This is a genomic window from Legionella sp. PATHC035 (genome assembly GCF_026191115.1).
Classification (GTDB): Bacteria; Pseudomonadota; Gammaproteobacteria; order Legionellales; family Legionellaceae; genus Legionella.
Genome location: NZ_JAPHOT010000001.1, coordinates 2,218,360 through 2,235,107 on the forward strand (window position 1 = coordinate 2,218,360; position 16,748 = coordinate 2,235,107).

Genomic DNA, 16,748 nt, shown 5'->3' on the forward strand with positions numbered 1-16,748 from the left:
ATTATCATAGATTCTGGTTTAGGGAAACTCCCCTATTTGAACGCAAAATGGCCAGGAGGATTATTTTTTTAAAGCTCGAATATTAAGTTTTTTTTGAATATACTATCGCCAACAACATCAATTGGCTATTTGACTCGAGATAGGAATCGCTTTCATAGCAAATTATCAGATGCCAAGTAGCGTTTTAAAAAGGGATAAACAAGTATGGCCGGAATGCAAAATGCGAGCTCTTACGATACTCGTGGTGTCGATATTTTCGTCTTGCTTGGTATGATTTATCGAGAAAGATGGAGCATTCTGTCTTGTACTTTACTGAGCCTAATCGTTGGAATAACCTATATTTATCTGAGCGTTCCTATTTATGAAGTTAAAGCCTATATCTCGGCTCCTAATCAAGGGGATGTGGCTGCATTTAACAAAGGAGTTCTAGCGAACCAATCTTTAATTGACCCCCTGAACGTTAATTCGGTGTATCAAGTTTTTGGCGATCAATTATTGTCTATTTCTCTCAAAAAATATTTCTTTGAACATTATTATCTGTCACATTTACAAGAAAAACCCAAAAATATCATTGTCAAAGCGCATGCCTACAATAATTTTTCCAAGAAACTGTCGATCAATGTAATTAAGAACACTAACCCCGTGCATTATGAAGTAGCCATCAAAGGAACTGAGCCAAAATTAATGGCAGTTTGGTTGCGACAATTTATTAGTTTAGTCAACCACCGCACGGTGCATTCTCTAATTAAGAGTATTGACAAACAGCGTACCATGGCCATTTATAAATTAGAGCATGAGATTGACTTAATAAAAGGTGTTGCCCATAAGCAGAAATTAGATCATATGGCTCAATTACACGAAGCCATCAATATTGCGCAAAATGCAAATATAAACATCCCGGTGGTCAACCAATATCATACGGTAAATGAAACCAATATGGCGTATATGCTTGGGACCCCAGTTCTTCGCGCGAAAATTAAAAATTTATCTGAGAGAGATTCTAATGACCCATTTACTCCTGGTCTACGTACATTGCAAGGCCAGCTTCATTTTTATAAATCATTTGTTATAGAGCCAAAAGAAGTTAAAGTATTCCATTTGGATGGAACAATTGAAACCCCAATTATCCCTGTTGCACCGAAAAAGAAATTGATTCTTACAATATCTCTACTGTTAGGTATACTAGCAGGGGCAGCGTTAGGAATTACCCGAATTTTTTGGCGAAATGTCCATGCGCTAAAAAATTCCTAGTGACAGAAGATCACAAGGTGTACCTTTTGCAAATTAAGAAGCATAAAAATGGTTTGTAGTTTAATCTCTGTACTCTGATTGGAGGTGATGTTTAGTGAAAGTTTTAGTTACTGGAGTAGCTGGATTTATTGGCTTTCATGTGGCACAAAAATTGTGCGAACGAGGTGATGAGGTTATTGGAATCGATAATCTCAATGACTATTACGATGTAAATCTGAAAAAGGCACGTTTACAACAATTGGCTGATTTCGCGTATTTTAAGTTCATTCATCTCGAATTGGCTGATCGAGAATCTATAGCGCAATTATTTGCATCGCATAATTTTCAACGCGTTATTCACCTTGGTGCCCAAGCTGGAGTTCGTTATTCCATTGAAAACCCCTATGTCTATATCGACAGTAACCTAGTTGGTTTTCTTAATATTTTGGAAGGATGCAGACACCATCGTATAGAGCACCTAAGTTATGCTTCTTCTAGCTCCGTTTATGGCGCTAATGAATCCCTGCCTTTTTCAGTTCACGATAATGTAGACCATCCTTTGAGTCTTTATGCAGCGACCAAGAAGGCTAATGAACTTATGGCCCATAGTTACAGCCACTTATACCGACTTCCAACGACAGGACTACGCTTTTTTACAGTGTACGGGCCTTGGGGAAGGCCTGATATGGCGCTGTTCAAATTTACCAAAAATCTTCTGAACGATGAGCCTATTGATGTATTTAATTTTGGAAACCATCGACGAGATTTTACCTATATTGATGACATCGTAGAGGGCATAATAAGGGTACATGATCATCCGGCTACACCCAATAAAGAGTGGTCAGGTAGGACTCCCGATCCTGGTACAAGTGCCGCTCCATGGCGCGTTTACAATATCGGCAATCAAAGCCCTGTCCTTTTGTCTCGTTATATTGAAGTCTTAGAGCAGTGTCTCGGAAAAAAGGCAAAAATGAATTTGTTACCCCTGCAAGATGGGGATGTACCAGATACTTTTGCCGATGTAGAAGCGCTTAAGAATGATGTGGGATATGCCCCAAGTACTCCGGTCGAAGTAGGGATAAAACGTTTTGTGGAATGGTATCTGGATTATTATGCAGTACAATCTGACAAGGCGTTAGAGCAGGTCAGTTGATAATGATGATGTTGGATGAGATTACAATAATTTAAAAATAAAATTGGGACTAAAAGGATGAGCGTTGTTGAAGAAAAAAAGCTTGCAGTAGTTGGTTTAGGTTATGTTGGTTTACCTTTAGCAGTTGAATTTGGCAAAGTGCGTTCGGTAATGGGTTTTGATATTAATGAGAATCGCGTTAAAGAACTTAAAAGCGGCCATGATTCGACTCTAGAAATCAGTGATGCAGAGTTGCGGGAAGCAAAACATTTGTATTTAACATCAATCCCTGAAGAAATTGCTTTTTGTGACATCTATATCATTACCGTACCAACGCCGATTGATCAGTACAAACAACCCGATTTTCAGCCTCTGATTAAGGCCAGTGAAATGATAGGGCGTATGCTGGCTCCTGGTAATATCGTAATCTATGAGTCTACTGTTTATCCTGGTGCTATCGAGGAAGTATGTGTGCCCGTACTTGAACGTACCTCTGGAATGAAATTTAATGAGGATTTCTATGCGGGTTACAGCCCTGAGCGTGTTAATCCAGGTGATAAGCTGCATCGAGTAACAACGATTACGAAGATCACTTCAGGATCAACCCCTGAAGTCGCAGATATTGTCGATGCTTTGTATCAAGAAATTATTGTTGCAGGCACCCATAAGGCCGAGAGCATAAGAGTTGCGGAAGCGGCAAAGGTCATTGAAAATACACAACGTGATTTGAATATCGCATTAATTAATGAATTAGCGATCATTTTCAATAAGTTGGATATAGATACAGAAGCGGTGCTGAAAGCTGCTGAAACCAAATGGAACTTTTTACCGTTTCGTCCTGGTTTGGTTGGTGGGCATTGTATTGGTGTCGACCCTTATTATTTGACACATAAAGCACAAGCGATTGGTTATCATCCAGAAATTATTCTCGCAGGGCGTCGTCTTAATGATGCAATGGGGTCTTACGTGGTGTCTCAGCTGGTGAAATCAATGATTAAACAACGCATCCATGTTGAAGGAGCAAGAGTATTGGTCATGGGATTAACTTTTAAGGAAAATTGCCCTGATATACGCAATACTCGGGTCATAGATGTGGTAACTGGATTAAAAGAATATAATGTATCTGTGGATGTCTATGACCCCTGGGCTGCTGAAGCAGATGTTGAACATGAATATGGACTTTCATTAATTGCACAACCCAATAGAGGAGAATATGACGGCATTATTCTCGCAGTTGCCCATCGACAATTTAAGGAGATGGGTATCGAGATGATTCGCTCTTTTGGTAAAGGACAACATGTTTTATATGATTTAAAGCATGTGTTTTCAGCTGAGGCCAGTGATTTACGTTTGTGATGAACCATCAAAGTGATGAAAGAATGCGCGATTCAATTAAAATCATTCATATTATTACTGGTCTCAACGTAGGCGGGGCAGAGTTAATGCTTCAGCGATTATTGCTGGCTGATCCAGAAACTAAGGACACTGCCATCATCATTACGCTTACAGGCCTAGGGAAAATAGGAACCCACCTCCAATCATTAGGCTATAGAATCCATTCATTCGATTTTCATAAGCTTTGGCATATTCCAATAAATTTTTTGTTGCTCATTAAATTAATAAATTACTATAAGCCAGAAGTCGTACAAACATGGATGTATCATGCTGATTTTATAGGAGGATTGGCTGCGCGTCTGGCAGGTTGTCGTAATGTGATATGGGGCATCAGAACCTCAGGGGCCATCAACAAAAAGAGAACCTATTTGATTATGCGATTATGTGGATTGCTTTCTCATATTATTCCACGAAAAATCGTTTGTGTTGCCAATGCAGCGTTTATTATGACGGAAAAAAAATGGTTGTGATACCTAATGGCTTTGATTTTGATCACTTTAATGCTCAACGTATTGCCCGCTCAACAGTTCGTAATGAATTAGGCTTGCATCCTTCAGAACTTCTTATTGGTTGTGTGGGAAGATTTCATCCGGACAAGGGGCATGATACTTTAATCAAAGCTGTAGCCTTGTTGAGAAATAGAAAAGATCAAAAAATACGTTTTCTATTGGTTGGGCGTGATTGTGAGCAAAATAATTTGGAGCTTATGAGCTTGCTCAATTCGCTTGAGCTAACCGCCCTATTCATTTTGTTAGGCGAGCGAACAGATATTCCTGAATGTCTTGCTGCTATGGACATATTTTGTATGCCTTCCCGAAAGGAGGGTTTTCCTAATGGACTTGGTGAGGCAATGTCTATGGGTTTACCTTGCGTTGCAACCGATGTTGGTGATGTACACGTGTTGGTCGAAGATACTGCGCTATTAGTTGCTCCTGATGATCCAGAAGCCCTAGCTAGAGGGTTAACAGAAATGATTGAAATGGATCCAGACCAACGCAAAATGTTAGGCCAAAAAGCATTGATGCGTGTTCATTCAAAATTTTCTTTAGAAAGTGTCCACGAGCGTTTTTATGCTCTGTATAAGGAGTTATCTCACTGATGTGTGGATTTGCTGGTGTTTTATCCCGAGTGGATTGGTCCGGGATGTCCGAAAAAGTGTTAACCGCAATGTGCGAGTCTCTTGCACATCGCGGACCTAATGATCGAGGTATTTGGTATCAGGCAGAAGCAGGAATTGGATTGGCCCATACTCGGCTCTCCGTGGTGGATTTATCTCCCGCAGGACACCAACCTATGGTTTCAGCAAGCGGTCGTTTTGTTATCGCGTTCAATGGGGAAATATACAATCATTTAAACCTCAGAGAGCGATTAAAAATTAATACTTGGCGAGGCCATTCAGATACCGAAACATTGCTTGCAGGTTTTGAAGCCTGGGGCATTGAAGAGACCATCAAGAACTCTATTGGAATGTTTGCCTTCGCGCTTTGGGATAAGCTGTCACATACTTTAACCTTAGCTAGAGATAGAGCAGGAGAAAAGCCACTGTATTATGGTTGGAATGATAATACCTTTCTCTTTGGTTCAGAATTAAAGGCCTTGAAAATTCATCCCCATTTTAGAGAAGAACTTGATGAGGGCGCCTTAGCTCTTTTTTTGCGTCACAATTATATTCCAGCACCCCATTCGATTTATAGAAATGTGAGTAAATTGCTTCCTGGTACGTTCCTCCAACTCTCACTCGAAAACCCTCAACCGATGATCAAAAGCTACTGGACACTTGCGGGTATTAGCACGGCAGAATCTTTCAAGGGGGACGAACGTGACGCAGTGGATGAATTGGAACGGCTTACAAAAGATGCCATTGCCCAACAAATGATTGCCGATGTGCCCCTTGGCGCTTTTCTCTCCGGAGGAATTGATTCTTCTACAATAGTTGCCTTGATGCAAGCGCAATCGACACGTCCCGTACGAACTTTTTCAATCGGTTTTCATGAAAAGCAATACAATGAGGCTGCTTACGCTAAATCAGTTGCGGAGCATTTGGGAACGCAACATACTGAATTGTATGTTTCCACTGAGGATGCCCTGGCGGTAATTCCCAGACTCCCCTTTTTATATGATGAACCTTTTTCTGATTCATCACAAATCCCCACTTTTCTGGTTTCGGAGTTAGCAAAGCAACAAGTGACGGTTGCATTGACTGGTGATGCCGGCGATGAATTGTTTTGTGGGTATAATCGTTATAAGATGACCGCTCAATTCTGGGGAAAAATTAATAAAATACCCCCGCCTGTAAGAAAAGCGGCTGCCAAATTAATTAAAAACTTTTCCCCAATGACGTGGGATAGGTTTGCTTCGGTCCTTCCTTTATTGGGGCGTTATCCTCAGACGGGATTAAAGCTTCATAAGGGGGCGCATGTGCTAAGGAGTGTCAATGCTCAAGAGGCCTATCGCACGCTTATTTCGCATCATGAAACGCCATACTCGCTGCTCACTGCTGAAGGAGCTGAACCCAATACGTTTATGGATGAAAATCTGGTGCACTTCACCGGTTTAGGTGAGATCAGCAAGATGATGGCAATGGATTTTATTTCCTATCTACCTGATGATATTTTAGTGAAAGTAGATAGAGCGGCTATGGGGGTTTCTCTTGAAACCAGAGTACCATTTCTTGATCATCGATTGATTGAGTTTGCCTGGAGTTTGCCTTTATCTATGAAGTTAAAAGACGGGCAAACTAAATGGCCGCTTCGCCAAATATTATATCGTTATGTGCCAAGAGAGTTAATAGAACGGCCAAAAATGGGTTTTGGTATCCCCTTGTCGGATTGGTTGCGAGGACCTTTGCAAAATTGGGCAGAGACTTTGCTTGATGAACAGCGCTTACATCAAGAAGGTATTTTCAATTCGCAACCTATACGCGACATGTGGAAGCAGCATTTAAGTGGTAAGGGAAATTTTTCGGCTTTGTTGTGGAATATTTTGATGTTTCAGGCGTGGTGGGAAGTACAATAAAAAGCATCAGTAAACTTTGGTCAATAGAACGGTGAGCATTTAGCAAATTAGGGAAAGTACTCTCTAAACGCTGTTGATATGGCAACGAGTACAATGCTAAAATTCAAGCCTTCATAAGGGCTTGTGGTAATTTAATTTTAAATATAATTTGTTTTCAGGATCATACCGAACTAATCAATGGAAAGCGTATTGGTATTTTATGGATAATCAAACTCATAGAATTGCTATGAATCTGGAAGATATCTTAGTGGGGAGTGACTTATAATGCCAAGATTTTCAAATAAAAGTCATCCTCCTAAATTCCTGTTAATCTCCAGTTTTACTGATTCAATTATTAAATTTCGTGGATCCTTGATTCAGCAATTGAATCTTGATGGAGTTGAGGTTCATGTTTGTTCACCAAATATTAGAGTCCCATCCAAAACACGAGACACCTTATTGTCGATGGGCGTGAACCTTCATGATGTATCTTTGCAACGAACAGGAAAAAATCCTTTTGTCGATTTAAGATACTTTATTTCTTTAATTAAAGTGATTCGTAAAATTAAACCGGATTATGTTTTAAGTTATACGATAAAACCAGTTATATATGGAACATTAGCTTCCAGACTTTTAAGAGTCCCCAATATAACCAATCTGATTACAGGCTTAGGTTATCTTTTTATGGGCGATAAAACGCATTGGTTTTATCGTCCTGTCATGTCATTGTATCAGGCCGCGCTCAGATCCTCGCGTTTGGTCATATTCCAAAACAAAGATGACCGACAATTATTGATTGAAAAAAAATTGCTATGCCCTACTGTGAAAACAACCGTAGTGAATGGTTCTGGAGTAGAGCTAGAGACCTATATTAAAGCTCCTTTGCCAAAGGGCATTCATTTTTTATTAATTGCACGCCTATTAGTAAGTAAGGGGATTCGAGAGTATATTGGAGCAGCTCGATTGGTTAAGAAAAAGTATCCCGATGCAACATTTACGATGGCAGGCTGGATTGATGAAGGACCGGATGCTATCTCGAAAAAAGAACTGGATGCGTGGATTGACGAAGGAGTAGTAAATTATTTGGGGTTTCTTGAAGATGTACGCGACGCAATTAAATGCTGCAATGTTTATGTCCTGCCTTCGTACAGAGAGGGAATGCCTAGAACTATTTTAGAAGCCATGGCTATGGGACGCGCTATTATAACGACGGATGCTCCTGGCTGTTGTGAAACTGTAGAAGAAAATATGAATGGCTTTAAAGTTCCAATAAAGAGCGTAGATATTTTAGCAGGAGCGATGTTCAAATTCATTGAAAATCCTTATTTAATTCAGCAATTTGGGGATCAATCGAGATATTTAGCTGAGAAAAAATATGATGCTGATGTGATAAGTAAGAAGATGCTTGAAGAGATAGGAGTATGATTTTATTGCAATGGGTAACCATCCCTTGCTGCAAATATAGCGAAACTAACTCAAACAGCGATCAATACGTCCCTAAAAAAGCGTATTTAAAAATCTTGGAATACACTTTGGTTTTTTATATCATACATAAGCTCGTTGTTTTTGAAGTAGCACTGATTGGTTTTTTCTTTCATTCTTGGATAATTGATGACTAAGAAATTGCAACATATTCGTGTGGCACGTGTGTCAACAGTGCTTCTTTTTATGACAACTCATTTGCGCTCACAACTCGCATCCATCAGTGATGCGGGTGGAGAAGTTACTGTTATTTCCAGCAAAGATGGGTTATCTGAAGCGATGAACTCCTTTAAAGAATGCAAGTTCAAAACAATATATATCCCAAGAGAAATTAGCCTAATTAAAGATACAATCGCTTTAATACGCTTAACAAAATTATTTTTTACTGAGCGTTTTGATATCATTCATTCTACGACACCTAAAGCCGGATTCCTGTGTGCATTAGCTGCCAAATTCGCAGGCATTCCCATTAGGCTGCACACTTATACCGGTCAAACCTGGGTTAGCTTAAAGGGGCCCAAAAAAGCAATAGTCAAATTTTGCGATAAAGTGATCAATCGATTGAATACTCATTGTTATGCAGACAGTGCGAGCCAACGTGAATTTTTAATTCAGCAGAAGGTAGTTCGTCCTTATAAACTCTCAGTCTTAGGGAGTGGCTCTGTGGCAGGTGTAGATATTAATCGTTTTTCGCAAGAAAATTTTTCAGAAGCGGCGAAGCAGCAAATACGTGACTCACTGAATATTGATAAGAAAAGCTTTGTACTCCTGTTTGTTGGAAGGATCAATCGAGATAAGGGTTTTTTCGAGCTAATTGAGGCAGTTGGCCGTCTAACCACTAAAACGAAAATGACCTTAATTATTGCCGGGGGCTTTGAACAAAATATTGAAGAAGAAGCACGTCGTCATGTACAAAAGCATTGTCCAGATAAAGTTATTTTTACCGGATTTTATTCCAAACCAGAAAATCTAATGGCTATTTCTGAAATTTTATGTCTTCCAAGTTATCGAGAAGGTTTTGGAACAGTCGTTATAGAGGCTGCTGCAATGGGTGTTCCAACTGTAGCAACCTCCATTTATGGATTGACTGATGCGATCATAGATGAGGTTACCGGTTTATTGGTAGAACCTAAGAATGTGCCTCAATTAGCAACAGCCCTTGATCGACTGATTGATGATGCTCCCTTAAGAAAAAAACTCGGTGAGAATGCTAAGAGCAGAGCGATTAAGGAGTTCGATAGCCGCCATTGCGATAATTTACTGGTTGATGAGTACCACAAATTATTTACTGAATCAAAATTATAACCCTCATAGATTTCCATTTTGTGCTCTGTTTATTCTGTAGTATATCGACGAAAGGGGTGAGTTACGGGGCTGCCGAGCTTTCTTTGCCCAGATTCATTTGAAATTTATTAAAGTACAATCGCAAAATAGAAATTTCGATAAACAGACGCAGTATGTACCAAAAATAAACAAAAAGCATGCTATGATTTTGAACATGCAGTTTCAAACAGAAGAGTACAAATAAGGCGCTAAACAGATCGACCAATCCAGTGAAGGTAACGAGTCTTGCATTATGAATAGAGCGATTGATCTTAAAATACACAATGCGGTGTAAAGAGGAAAAATAACAAGAGACGATGCTAATTAATAAAAACTGCAGTCCCACAAAATAAAAGTTTAAAGTATCAATAGAACAAATCGAAAGCAAAGCTAAAATAAGAATAAAATTTAAGTGTTTGTTGTCAATCAATTCCAGAAAGCGATCTTTGGCGCTCCCCGGACTCCAAGAACTAATTTTGATCCCAATATATGAATCTACAAATACAAAACGAAATGTGATAAGGCACTTCATAAATAAAGAAGTTAGCGTTAAAAATCCCTGACCGAGTTGGAGAAAAATAAGTCGTCCTACAATTTGAAATAATTGTTCTCCAAGTACCGAAATACAATGGCGTAATAAAAACCATAAGTCTTCAAGGCACAGTGGCATTTTTCCTGGAGCATAATTTGGAATACGAATAAAGGTGAGTAAAAACAGCTGGATAGTATGAATCAAAACAAATGTAAATAAAAAACACAAAACAAAGAAATGTGTGGGTAAAAAAGCAAGAGTAATTACCGCTGGAATCATCAGAAAACTGGGTGCCACACTAACCAATAGCGGAGACAAATAAGCACCAAAACGTTGTTTATGAAAAACCAGTAAAGAAACAAATAAATTTAGAAATCCGCCCAAAGCCGCTAAAAACATATAATAAGGATTCAAATTGGGTTTGATTACCATCATGAATCCAACAAAGAACATAATAAAAACAAAGACTACAGAAAGTAATAAGCAGATTAATTGTTTGAAAGGTCGAACTGCAATTAAATTTAAATAGGTAAGCCTTAAGGGATCCGAGAAGAAACAAATGACAAAATACAGTGATAAATAAATCTGTAATATATCATTTAAGGTACTAAATCCAAATATAAAAACAAGTAATACATCTCGTAACATGCCAAGACTAGCACTGCTTAGGGATAAGAGAATCCCTAAGCTATGACGATTTATTTTTGCTATTCGCTTTTTTATATTAATCATTTACGCTCTTTGGAGTTTCAATGCATTTGTTCTCCATGCAATTTTCTTGAATAGCTGAGCAGCGAAATCATATAAGAGAGGAGTACCTAATAAGAGGAGAATCCAATCCGTCATCAGATTGTGTCTCATTGCAGTACCATACGCTATGGTGCCCAGTGAAAAGATGAAACTAACGATAAAATACAATGAGAGTAATATCAGCGGAGATTTGATCGATTTTTTATAGAAAACCATACTCAATTTGATTGCAGAGCAGAAGAATATAAGTCGAGCAATATAAATTAAAGACAAGATCAAATTCAAAAGGGTCCATTTACCCGTCACTAATACAGCTGGTAAAAAAGCATAGTTCAGGTACTCGCGTAGGGACATATAGCCAAATTGAAATAAATTTTTGGGTACAAAATTACCTTTATCATAATTAGTTTTTGCGTTAAACAAACTTGCCATATACTCAGGGCTCAGTACCTCAACATCCCCATAACGAAATTTGGCTACTGTTTTGTAAATACCCAAGGAAGAAATAGTTTGGGATAAATCCTTAGCCACCGCAACAGTCATGTAATTATTGTTATAAATGATATTAGAGGTATTCGTACTTTTTTGTTCCATAAGTCCTTTGTTCATACCTGCAAATACCATTACTAAAAGTAAAACAAAAGGGAGATAGATCAAGGAAATATATTGCTTTAATTTTTTGGGTTGCACTAACTTCGCAGCGTTTTGCTCGCCAGTTTTATCCTTTGCTGGAAGGATGAGTGCGAGAAAGAAAAACACTGGAAGGCAAAAAAATAAACCTTTATGGAGCAAACACATATAAAGTATGAGTAAAAAAGACCCACCTAAATATGATAATCGAGTTGCAATTGCAAAGCCATCCGATTTAAAACAGAGCAAACACTCGATTGCGAGCAGCAAGAAAGTCAGTTCGAAAGGCTCGCGCAAAATGACATTTGTCCAAAGAAGGGATGCAGGAGATAAGGCGTAAAGAAGCAAAATCGGAATTAAATATGTGCCTAGTTGGTAGTATCTAACAATTCTCAACAGAACAAAACAAGAAGCCATAAACATGACTAAAGAGATTTCTTGTCCAAACAACTGGGAGTTATTTATTTTATAAAATAATGCCAGTAAATTTGAAAAAAATGCTGCATCGGTGCCAAAAGAAAAATAATTTCCTTCGGCGATGGTTTTTGCAGTAAGCTGAAAGGTTGTAAAATCAATGTCTTCAACATAACTCGGATATTTTATAAAATAATATAAGGCGATGATTTGATGAATGAATAATATGAATAATAATATGCCTTTGGTTTGAGAATCGAGTTTCATCCTGTCTATAAAATAGAAGCTTCCACCCAGAAGGAACCATCCCATCCAATCATTAGGATAAAAATACATCCCTCCCATTAAGAGTATTAATCCTAAAATAACAGTTATTTTATTTTTAAAAAGGAGCATGATAAACCCTTGTATCGATTAAGCTGATTTCAATTTTTCATGGAAATGTATTTAGAAAAAATATTCCATTACCTTATCAGTTTATGAATTAATCCCAAATGTTTTTAAAAAGAAGAACAACTTTTAACTAGAACGAACATTTCTGAGAAAATGACGCGATCCATGCATGTTTGATTTGAATAGTGCTCATATTATCCCATTTGGCCAAATAATTCTTTGGCTTGATGATGGCACAAATCAATTTAGCCTTCAAGAGCCAAAGCAACAAACTGCGAGAGCCCTTGGCCATATAACTTTAAAAAAACCTTGAAGAGGGGTGGTGCTTAAACCCTACTTGCTTGCATCATGACTTCTTCAAGAACTTGGCATGTTTTATCGATTTCTGATTTCAATAAACTTGGATGCACTAAAAACATCAGGCTGGTTTCCCCAAGCCTGGATGCAACAGGTAGCCGATTCTGAGGGCGCCAACCCGTATTATCAAAGGCTTTTTCCAAATACACTTCAGAACAGGTACCCTGATAGCAAGGAACCCCGCGATCATTTATCTCTTTTAAAATGCGGCAACGATTCCAGCCTGTTGCCAGCTGACTTTCTTCTACAAATACATAACATTTGTAAGCAGCATGAGTAATTTCATCGGGAATTTGCGGTACTCTTAATCCTTTCAAAGTCGAGGCCACTTCACAAATTTGTTTTAAGTTTCCGAGCCTTTGTTGATGCCAAACCGGCATCTTTTGGAGTTGCATACGCCCAATCACCGCTTGGATTTCAATCATCCTGCCATTAGTACCAAAATTTCGATGTAGCCAGCGAAAGGTGGATTCATGTTCCTCGTTATACACTGCATCCCAAGATTTTCCATGATCCTTGTAAGACCACATAGAGGACCATAGCGTATCATCATTGGTAGTGACCATGCCCCCTTCGCCTCCGGTGGTCATAATTTTATCTTGGCAGAATGACCAGGCACCGATGTGACCGATTGAACCAACAGAACGACCTTTATATTTGGCTCCATGAGCTTGGGCACAATCTTCTATCACATAGAGATTAAATTCTTTAGCTAATTCGAGAATTGGGTCCATATCACAAGGCCAACCAGCAAGATGCACGCAGATTATGGCCTTAGTGTTAGCAGTTACTACGGCCCGAATGGTTTCTGCAGTAATGTTTTGGCTGTTTTCATCAACATCAGCAAATACCGGTATCCCCCCGCACGTCACAACGGAGGACGCCGAAGCAATGAATGTGCGCGAGGTCACAATCACCTCGTCCTCTGCTTTAATGCCGATCGCTTTCAATGCGACATCAAGAGCAATAGTGCCATTAGCTAATGCAACAGCATGTTTTGTGCCAACCCAAGCTGCGAATTCTTTTTCAAATTCTCTGCATTCATTTCCAGTCCAATAATTTACTTTATTCGAGAGAAGAACCTGATGGATTAAGTCCGCTTCTTCTTTGGAGTAGTTTGGCCATGGTGAAAATGGGGTATTTAACATGTTTAATCCTTTGAATTTGCTTGATATATTTTTGCTGGTACACCGAAAACAGTGCAATGATTTGGCAAGTCATTCACAACAACTGAACCTGCCCCTACCAGGACTTCTGATCCAATTTTAATGCCTTGACGAACACAAGCGCCAATGCCAATCCAGCTTAAATTTCCGACCTGCACATTTCCTGCTAAATTCACACCAGGAGAGATATGCACTGACATTCCAATACGGCAATCATGCTCAATGACTGCGCCAGTATTGATAATGGTTCCAGCCCCAATGATGCAATCTGGATTTAATACTGCTCTGGCAAAAATTACAGATCCTTCTGCGATCTGAGCTGAGGAGCTAATTATTGCTGAGGGATGAATAATGGTCGCGATAGGTATATTTTCATTTAAAAATAGGGTCATTTTCTCCATGCGAACTGCATTATCACCAATAGCAATAACAACCCCATTGAATTCAGAGGCACGCGACAAAATCGACTGCGTATTTCCACTAATGTTCAGTCGTCCGACTGTTTCAATATGGGGCCATCTATCGTCAAAAAATGAAATATTTTGCCAACCAGAGCAAAGCGCTGCATCAGCTACAACTTTAGCATGTCCACCAGCACCAAGAATGGCAAGTGATTTCATGAATTATTTCCTGTAAATTTTTCATTACTTACGCTTCCTTGGCTCGTAATTCCTTCGCGTATCAATACTTTTTTTATGGTTAATAAGAGTATTTTAATATCTAAATAAAAAGATTGATGATCTACATACCATAAATCCAATTTAAATTTATCATCCCAAGTTAAGGCATTACGGCCGTTGACTTGTGCTAACCCAGTAATTCCTGGTTTCACATTATGGCGTCTTTTTTGCTCGTGATTATAAAGAGAAAGGTATTCTATTAATAGAGGCCTTGGCCCTACAAAGCTCATTTCTCCTTTAAGCACATTCCATAATTGAGGCAACTCATCTAAACTGGAGGCCCTCACAAAATGGCCGAAGGGTGTTATTCGATCTTTATCCGGCAAAACCTCACCTTGTTTATTGTATAATTCTTTCATAGTTCTAAATTTTATTAACTGGAAAGTCTTACCATGCAGTCCTGGACGGTCCTGACGAAAAAAAATCGGTGAACCCAAGTGATAACGGGTTAACAATGCAACAATAACCAGTATGGGCATAAATAGAACTAATAAGATACTCGCTAACACTATATCGAAAAAACGCTTAAGCAAAATGACTTCTCCGCATCCAGCTCTTTATTCTGAGGAACAATAGCATAAGATTTTGCACTCTTTCTTACAAGATTTAAACAGTAAAAGATTCTTGGAGCCCGTTGAATTATAAATCAAAAAGAACATGGGAATCCCGCTTCATATCGTATTACCGCAGTTTCTGTGCCAAATCGCTTAAGACGCGACTGCCAGTACAAAACATGGCTACTTTAAGTTCATATTCAATGGCTTGCATGCATAAACTCACTTGCTCTGCTGATTCTAGTGCGGCTTCAAGCATTGGCTTAGCATAGCCGACAGTTGTGGCACCAAGCGCAAACAGCTTGGCGGCATTTAACCCGTTCAGCACGCCGCCTGAACCCCAAATTTCAAAAGAGGGTTTGAGTTCTGCCGCGTGCCTTACCGAGGTTACGGTATCAATTCCCCAATTCTGAAAAGTAATCGCCGCTTGTTGCCGAATGGGGTCATGCGTTGCTCTATGTCCTTCAATCCGTCCCCAATGGGTTCCTCCCAAGCCACCTACATCAATTGCGGCAATACCAATTTCATTTAAGCGCCTCATGGTTTCACGTGAAAACCCACAACCGGTCTCTTTAACGATAACAGGCAAAGGAAGATTTTTAACTACATCAGCTAAAGCATGCCAGCACCCTTTATAGTCTGTTGTTCCTTCCGGCTGCATACATTCTTGTAAGGGATTGCAGTGGATAATTAAAGCATTAGCCTGCAAGGCATCGGTTAAGCGTTGGATATCGCTTAAAGAGTATGTGATTAATTGGGCAATTCCTAAATTGCTGTATAAGCTGACTTGGGGAAAATCACGACGTAAATGATGCCATTCAAAAGCGGCCTTAGGATCCGTGAGCTCACGTCTTTGTGAGCCTACACCCATCGCCCAACCATTCAACGCACACGCTTCAATCAAATGATGATTAATGTGCTTTGCACGACGATGACCTGCGGTCATGGAACTAATAAGAAAAGGTTTTTCCACGACCTGACCAAATCGAGATCCTTTGATACTCACTTCATCAAAATTTAAATCGGGTAGGGCATCATGGACTAAATGGATGCTATCAAATGTACTCAGCTCTGCAGTTTGGTTTTCGGGCATTAAGGCTAATTTAATGTGATCTTGTTTGCGTTGTTCGAACTGCTCATAGTTATTCGTCATGGATTTTGCCTGTTTTACAATTGACCTAATGTTTGGTGCATGGATATGGCCGCATTGGCTACATCGACTCCTTTATGTCCGGCTTTTCCACCTAACCTATCCCATGCTTGCTCTTCATTCTCTGTCGTCAGTACGCCAAAAAGAACAGGCATATTATACTCTAATGAGACTTGTAAACATCCTTGGCTCACCATATGACATACCAGATCATAGTGACTGGTCTCACCACGAATGACTGCACCTAAGGTAATAATTGCTTGTACCGACTTTTGCATGGCAAGGCGTTTTGCAACTAAAGGAATTTCTACTGCTCCGGGAACTTCAAATAACCTGATGTCTTGTTCATTAAAGCCACGTTTCAGAAGCTGCGATATAGCCCCTTCTTGCAGCGCTTTCGTGACTTGACGATTAAACACACTGGTGATGATCGCAATCGGGAATGAACTTACTATGCTATCGTCTGAGATTGCTGTAATTTGCATAATCTGTCTCTCTTATTTTTTACTGTTCGTTGTCATCCGTGCAATTTAACTTTTTATGTCTGTATTTTCCACTTATTTACT

Annotated in this window: 15 protein-coding genes; 8 read left to right on the forward strand and 7 right to left on the reverse strand. The window is 39.3% G+C overall.

What is annotated here, in order from left to right:
- Positions 1-204: 204 nt before the first annotated feature.
- The 8 genes from OQJ13_RS09770 (at position 205) to OQJ13_RS09805 (ending at position 9,538) form a co-directional block, all read left to right on the forward strand.
- A complete protein-coding gene (locus tag OQJ13_RS09770; RefSeq protein ID WP_265710661.1) occupies positions 205-1,251 on the forward strand; it encodes an LPS O-antigen chain length determinant protein WzzB in 1,047 nt (348 codons plus the stop codon).
- Between the two features lie 94 nt (positions 1,252-1,345).
- On the forward strand, positions 1,346-2,383 hold the full coding sequence (locus OQJ13_RS09775) for an NAD-dependent epimerase (protein ID WP_265710662.1): 1,038 nt from the start codon (positions 1,346-1,348) through the stop codon (positions 2,381-2,383).
- Between the two features lie 57 nt (positions 2,384-2,440).
- On the forward strand, positions 2,441-3,718 hold the full coding sequence (gene tviB / locus OQJ13_RS09780) for a Vi polysaccharide biosynthesis UDP-N-acetylglucosamine C-6 dehydrogenase TviB (RefSeq protein WP_265710663.1): 1,278 nt from the start codon (positions 2,441-2,443) through the stop codon (positions 3,716-3,718).
- Complete coding sequence (locus tag OQJ13_RS09785; RefSeq protein WP_265710664.1) at positions 3,715-4,227, forward strand: hypothetical protein; 513 nt, start codon at positions 3,715-3,717, stop codon at positions 4,225-4,227. Before tviB ends, OQJ13_RS09785 begins: the two co-directional genes overlap by 4 nt.
- On the forward strand, positions 4,218-4,856 hold the full coding sequence (locus OQJ13_RS09790) for a glycosyltransferase (protein WP_265710665.1): 639 nt from the start codon (positions 4,218-4,220) through the stop codon (positions 4,854-4,856). The genes OQJ13_RS09785 and OQJ13_RS09790 overlap by 10 nt, the downstream gene beginning before the upstream one ends.
- Positions 4,856-6,772: an asparagine synthase (glutamine-hydrolyzing) gene (asnB, locus tag OQJ13_RS09795; protein WP_265710666.1), complete on the forward strand. Its 1,917-nt coding sequence runs from the start codon at positions 4,856-4,858 to the stop codon at positions 6,770-6,772. The genes OQJ13_RS09790 and asnB overlap by 1 nt, the downstream gene beginning before the upstream one ends.
- A 264-nt stretch (positions 6,773-7,036) precedes the next feature.
- On the forward strand, positions 7,037-8,176 hold the full coding sequence (locus OQJ13_RS09800) for a glycosyltransferase family 4 protein (RefSeq protein WP_265710667.1): 1,140 nt from the start codon (positions 7,037-7,039) through the stop codon (positions 8,174-8,176).
- 186 nt (positions 8,177-8,362) lie between these two features.
- Positions 8,363-9,538, forward strand: a complete 1,176-nt coding sequence (locus OQJ13_RS09805; RefSeq protein ID WP_265710668.1) for a glycosyltransferase — start codon at positions 8,363-8,365, stop codon at positions 9,536-9,538.
- Positions 9,539-9,599: 61 nt separating this feature from the next.
- Here the strand turns inward: OQJ13_RS09805 and OQJ13_RS09810 are convergent, their stop codons facing one another.
- The 7 genes from OQJ13_RS09810 to ribH form a co-directional block, all read right to left on the reverse strand.
- Positions 9,600-10,820 (reverse strand): hypothetical protein, encoded by a 1,221-nt coding sequence (locus OQJ13_RS09810; RefSeq protein ID WP_265710669.1) that lies wholly within the window; start codon positions 10,818-10,820, stop codon positions 9,600-9,602.
- Positions 10,821-12,278: a hypothetical protein gene (locus tag OQJ13_RS09815; protein ID WP_265710670.1), complete on the reverse strand. Its 1,458-nt coding sequence runs from the start codon at positions 12,276-12,278 to the stop codon at positions 10,821-10,823. It abuts the gene before it with no gap.
- A gap of 323 nt (positions 12,279-12,601) precedes the next feature.
- Entirely contained in the window at positions 12,602-13,780 is a 1,179-nt protein-coding gene (locus tag OQJ13_RS09820) for a DegT/DnrJ/EryC1/StrS family aminotransferase (protein WP_265710671.1), read from the reverse strand.
- 2 nt (positions 13,781-13,782) lie between these two features.
- Positions 13,783-14,418: an acetyltransferase gene (locus OQJ13_RS09825; RefSeq protein ID WP_265710672.1), complete on the reverse strand. Its 636-nt coding sequence runs from the start codon at positions 14,416-14,418 to the stop codon at positions 13,783-13,785.
- The gene (locus tag OQJ13_RS09830; protein WP_322783742.1) at positions 14,415-15,011 is read right to left on the reverse strand and encodes a sugar transferase; all 597 of its coding nucleotides are present in this window, start codon (positions 15,009-15,011) and stop codon (positions 14,415-14,417) included. The genes OQJ13_RS09825 and OQJ13_RS09830 overlap by 4 nt, the downstream gene beginning before the upstream one ends.
- A gap of 148 nt (positions 15,012-15,159) precedes the next feature.
- Positions 15,160-16,185 (reverse strand): type 2 isopentenyl-diphosphate Delta-isomerase, encoded by a 1,026-nt coding sequence (gene fni, locus OQJ13_RS09835; protein ID WP_265710673.1) that lies wholly within the window; start codon positions 16,183-16,185, stop codon positions 15,160-15,162.
- A 14-nt stretch (positions 16,186-16,199) separates the two neighbouring features.
- Entirely contained in the window at positions 16,200-16,667 is a 468-nt protein-coding gene (ribH, locus tag OQJ13_RS09840; protein WP_265710674.1) for a 6,7-dimethyl-8-ribityllumazine synthase, read from the reverse strand.
- Between the last annotated feature and the right edge of the window lie 81 nt (positions 16,668-16,748).

Excerpts from the sequence above, each read along its gene's own strand:
- OQJ13_RS09815 (WP_265710670.1), bottom strand. The coding sequence starts at position 12,278 with ATGCTCCTTTTTAAAAATAAAATAACTGTTATTTTAGGATTAATACTC.
- OQJ13_RS09805 (WP_265710668.1), top strand. The coding sequence starts at position 8,363 with ATGACTAAGAAATTGCAACATATTCGTGTGGCACGTGTGTCAACAGTG.
- OQJ13_RS09770 (WP_265710661.1), top strand. The coding sequence starts at position 205 with ATGGCCGGAATGCAAAATGCGAGCTCTTACGATACTCGTGGTGTCGAT.
- ribH (WP_265710674.1), bottom strand. The coding sequence starts at position 16,667 with ATGCAAATTACAGCAATCTCAGACGATAGCATAGTAAGTTCATTCCCG.
- fni (WP_265710673.1), bottom strand. The coding sequence starts at position 16,185 with ATGACGAATAACTATGAGCAGTTCGAACAACGCAAACAAGATCACATT.
- OQJ13_RS09800 (WP_265710667.1), top strand. The coding sequence starts at position 7,037 with ATGCCAAGATTTTCAAATAAAAGTCATCCTCCTAAATTCCTGTTAATC.
- OQJ13_RS09790 (WP_265710665.1), top strand. The coding sequence starts at position 4,218 with ATGGTTGTGATACCTAATGGCTTTGATTTTGATCACTTTAATGCTCAA.
- asnB (WP_265710666.1), top strand. The coding sequence starts at position 4,856 with ATGTGTGGATTTGCTGGTGTTTTATCCCGAGTGGATTGGTCCGGGATG.
- OQJ13_RS09825 (WP_265710672.1), bottom strand. The coding sequence starts at position 14,418 with ATGAAATCACTTGCCATTCTTGGTGCTGGTGGACATGCTAAAGTTGTA.
- tviB (WP_265710663.1), top strand. The coding sequence starts at position 2,441 with ATGAGCGTTGTTGAAGAAAAAAAGCTTGCAGTAGTTGGTTTAGGTTAT.
- OQJ13_RS09820 (WP_265710671.1), bottom strand. The coding sequence starts at position 13,780 with ATGTTAAATACCCCATTTTCACCATGGCCAAACTACTCCAAAGAAGAA.
- OQJ13_RS09810 (WP_265710669.1), bottom strand. The coding sequence starts at position 10,820 with ATGATTAATATAAAAAAGCGAATAGCAAAAATAAATCGTCATAGCTTA.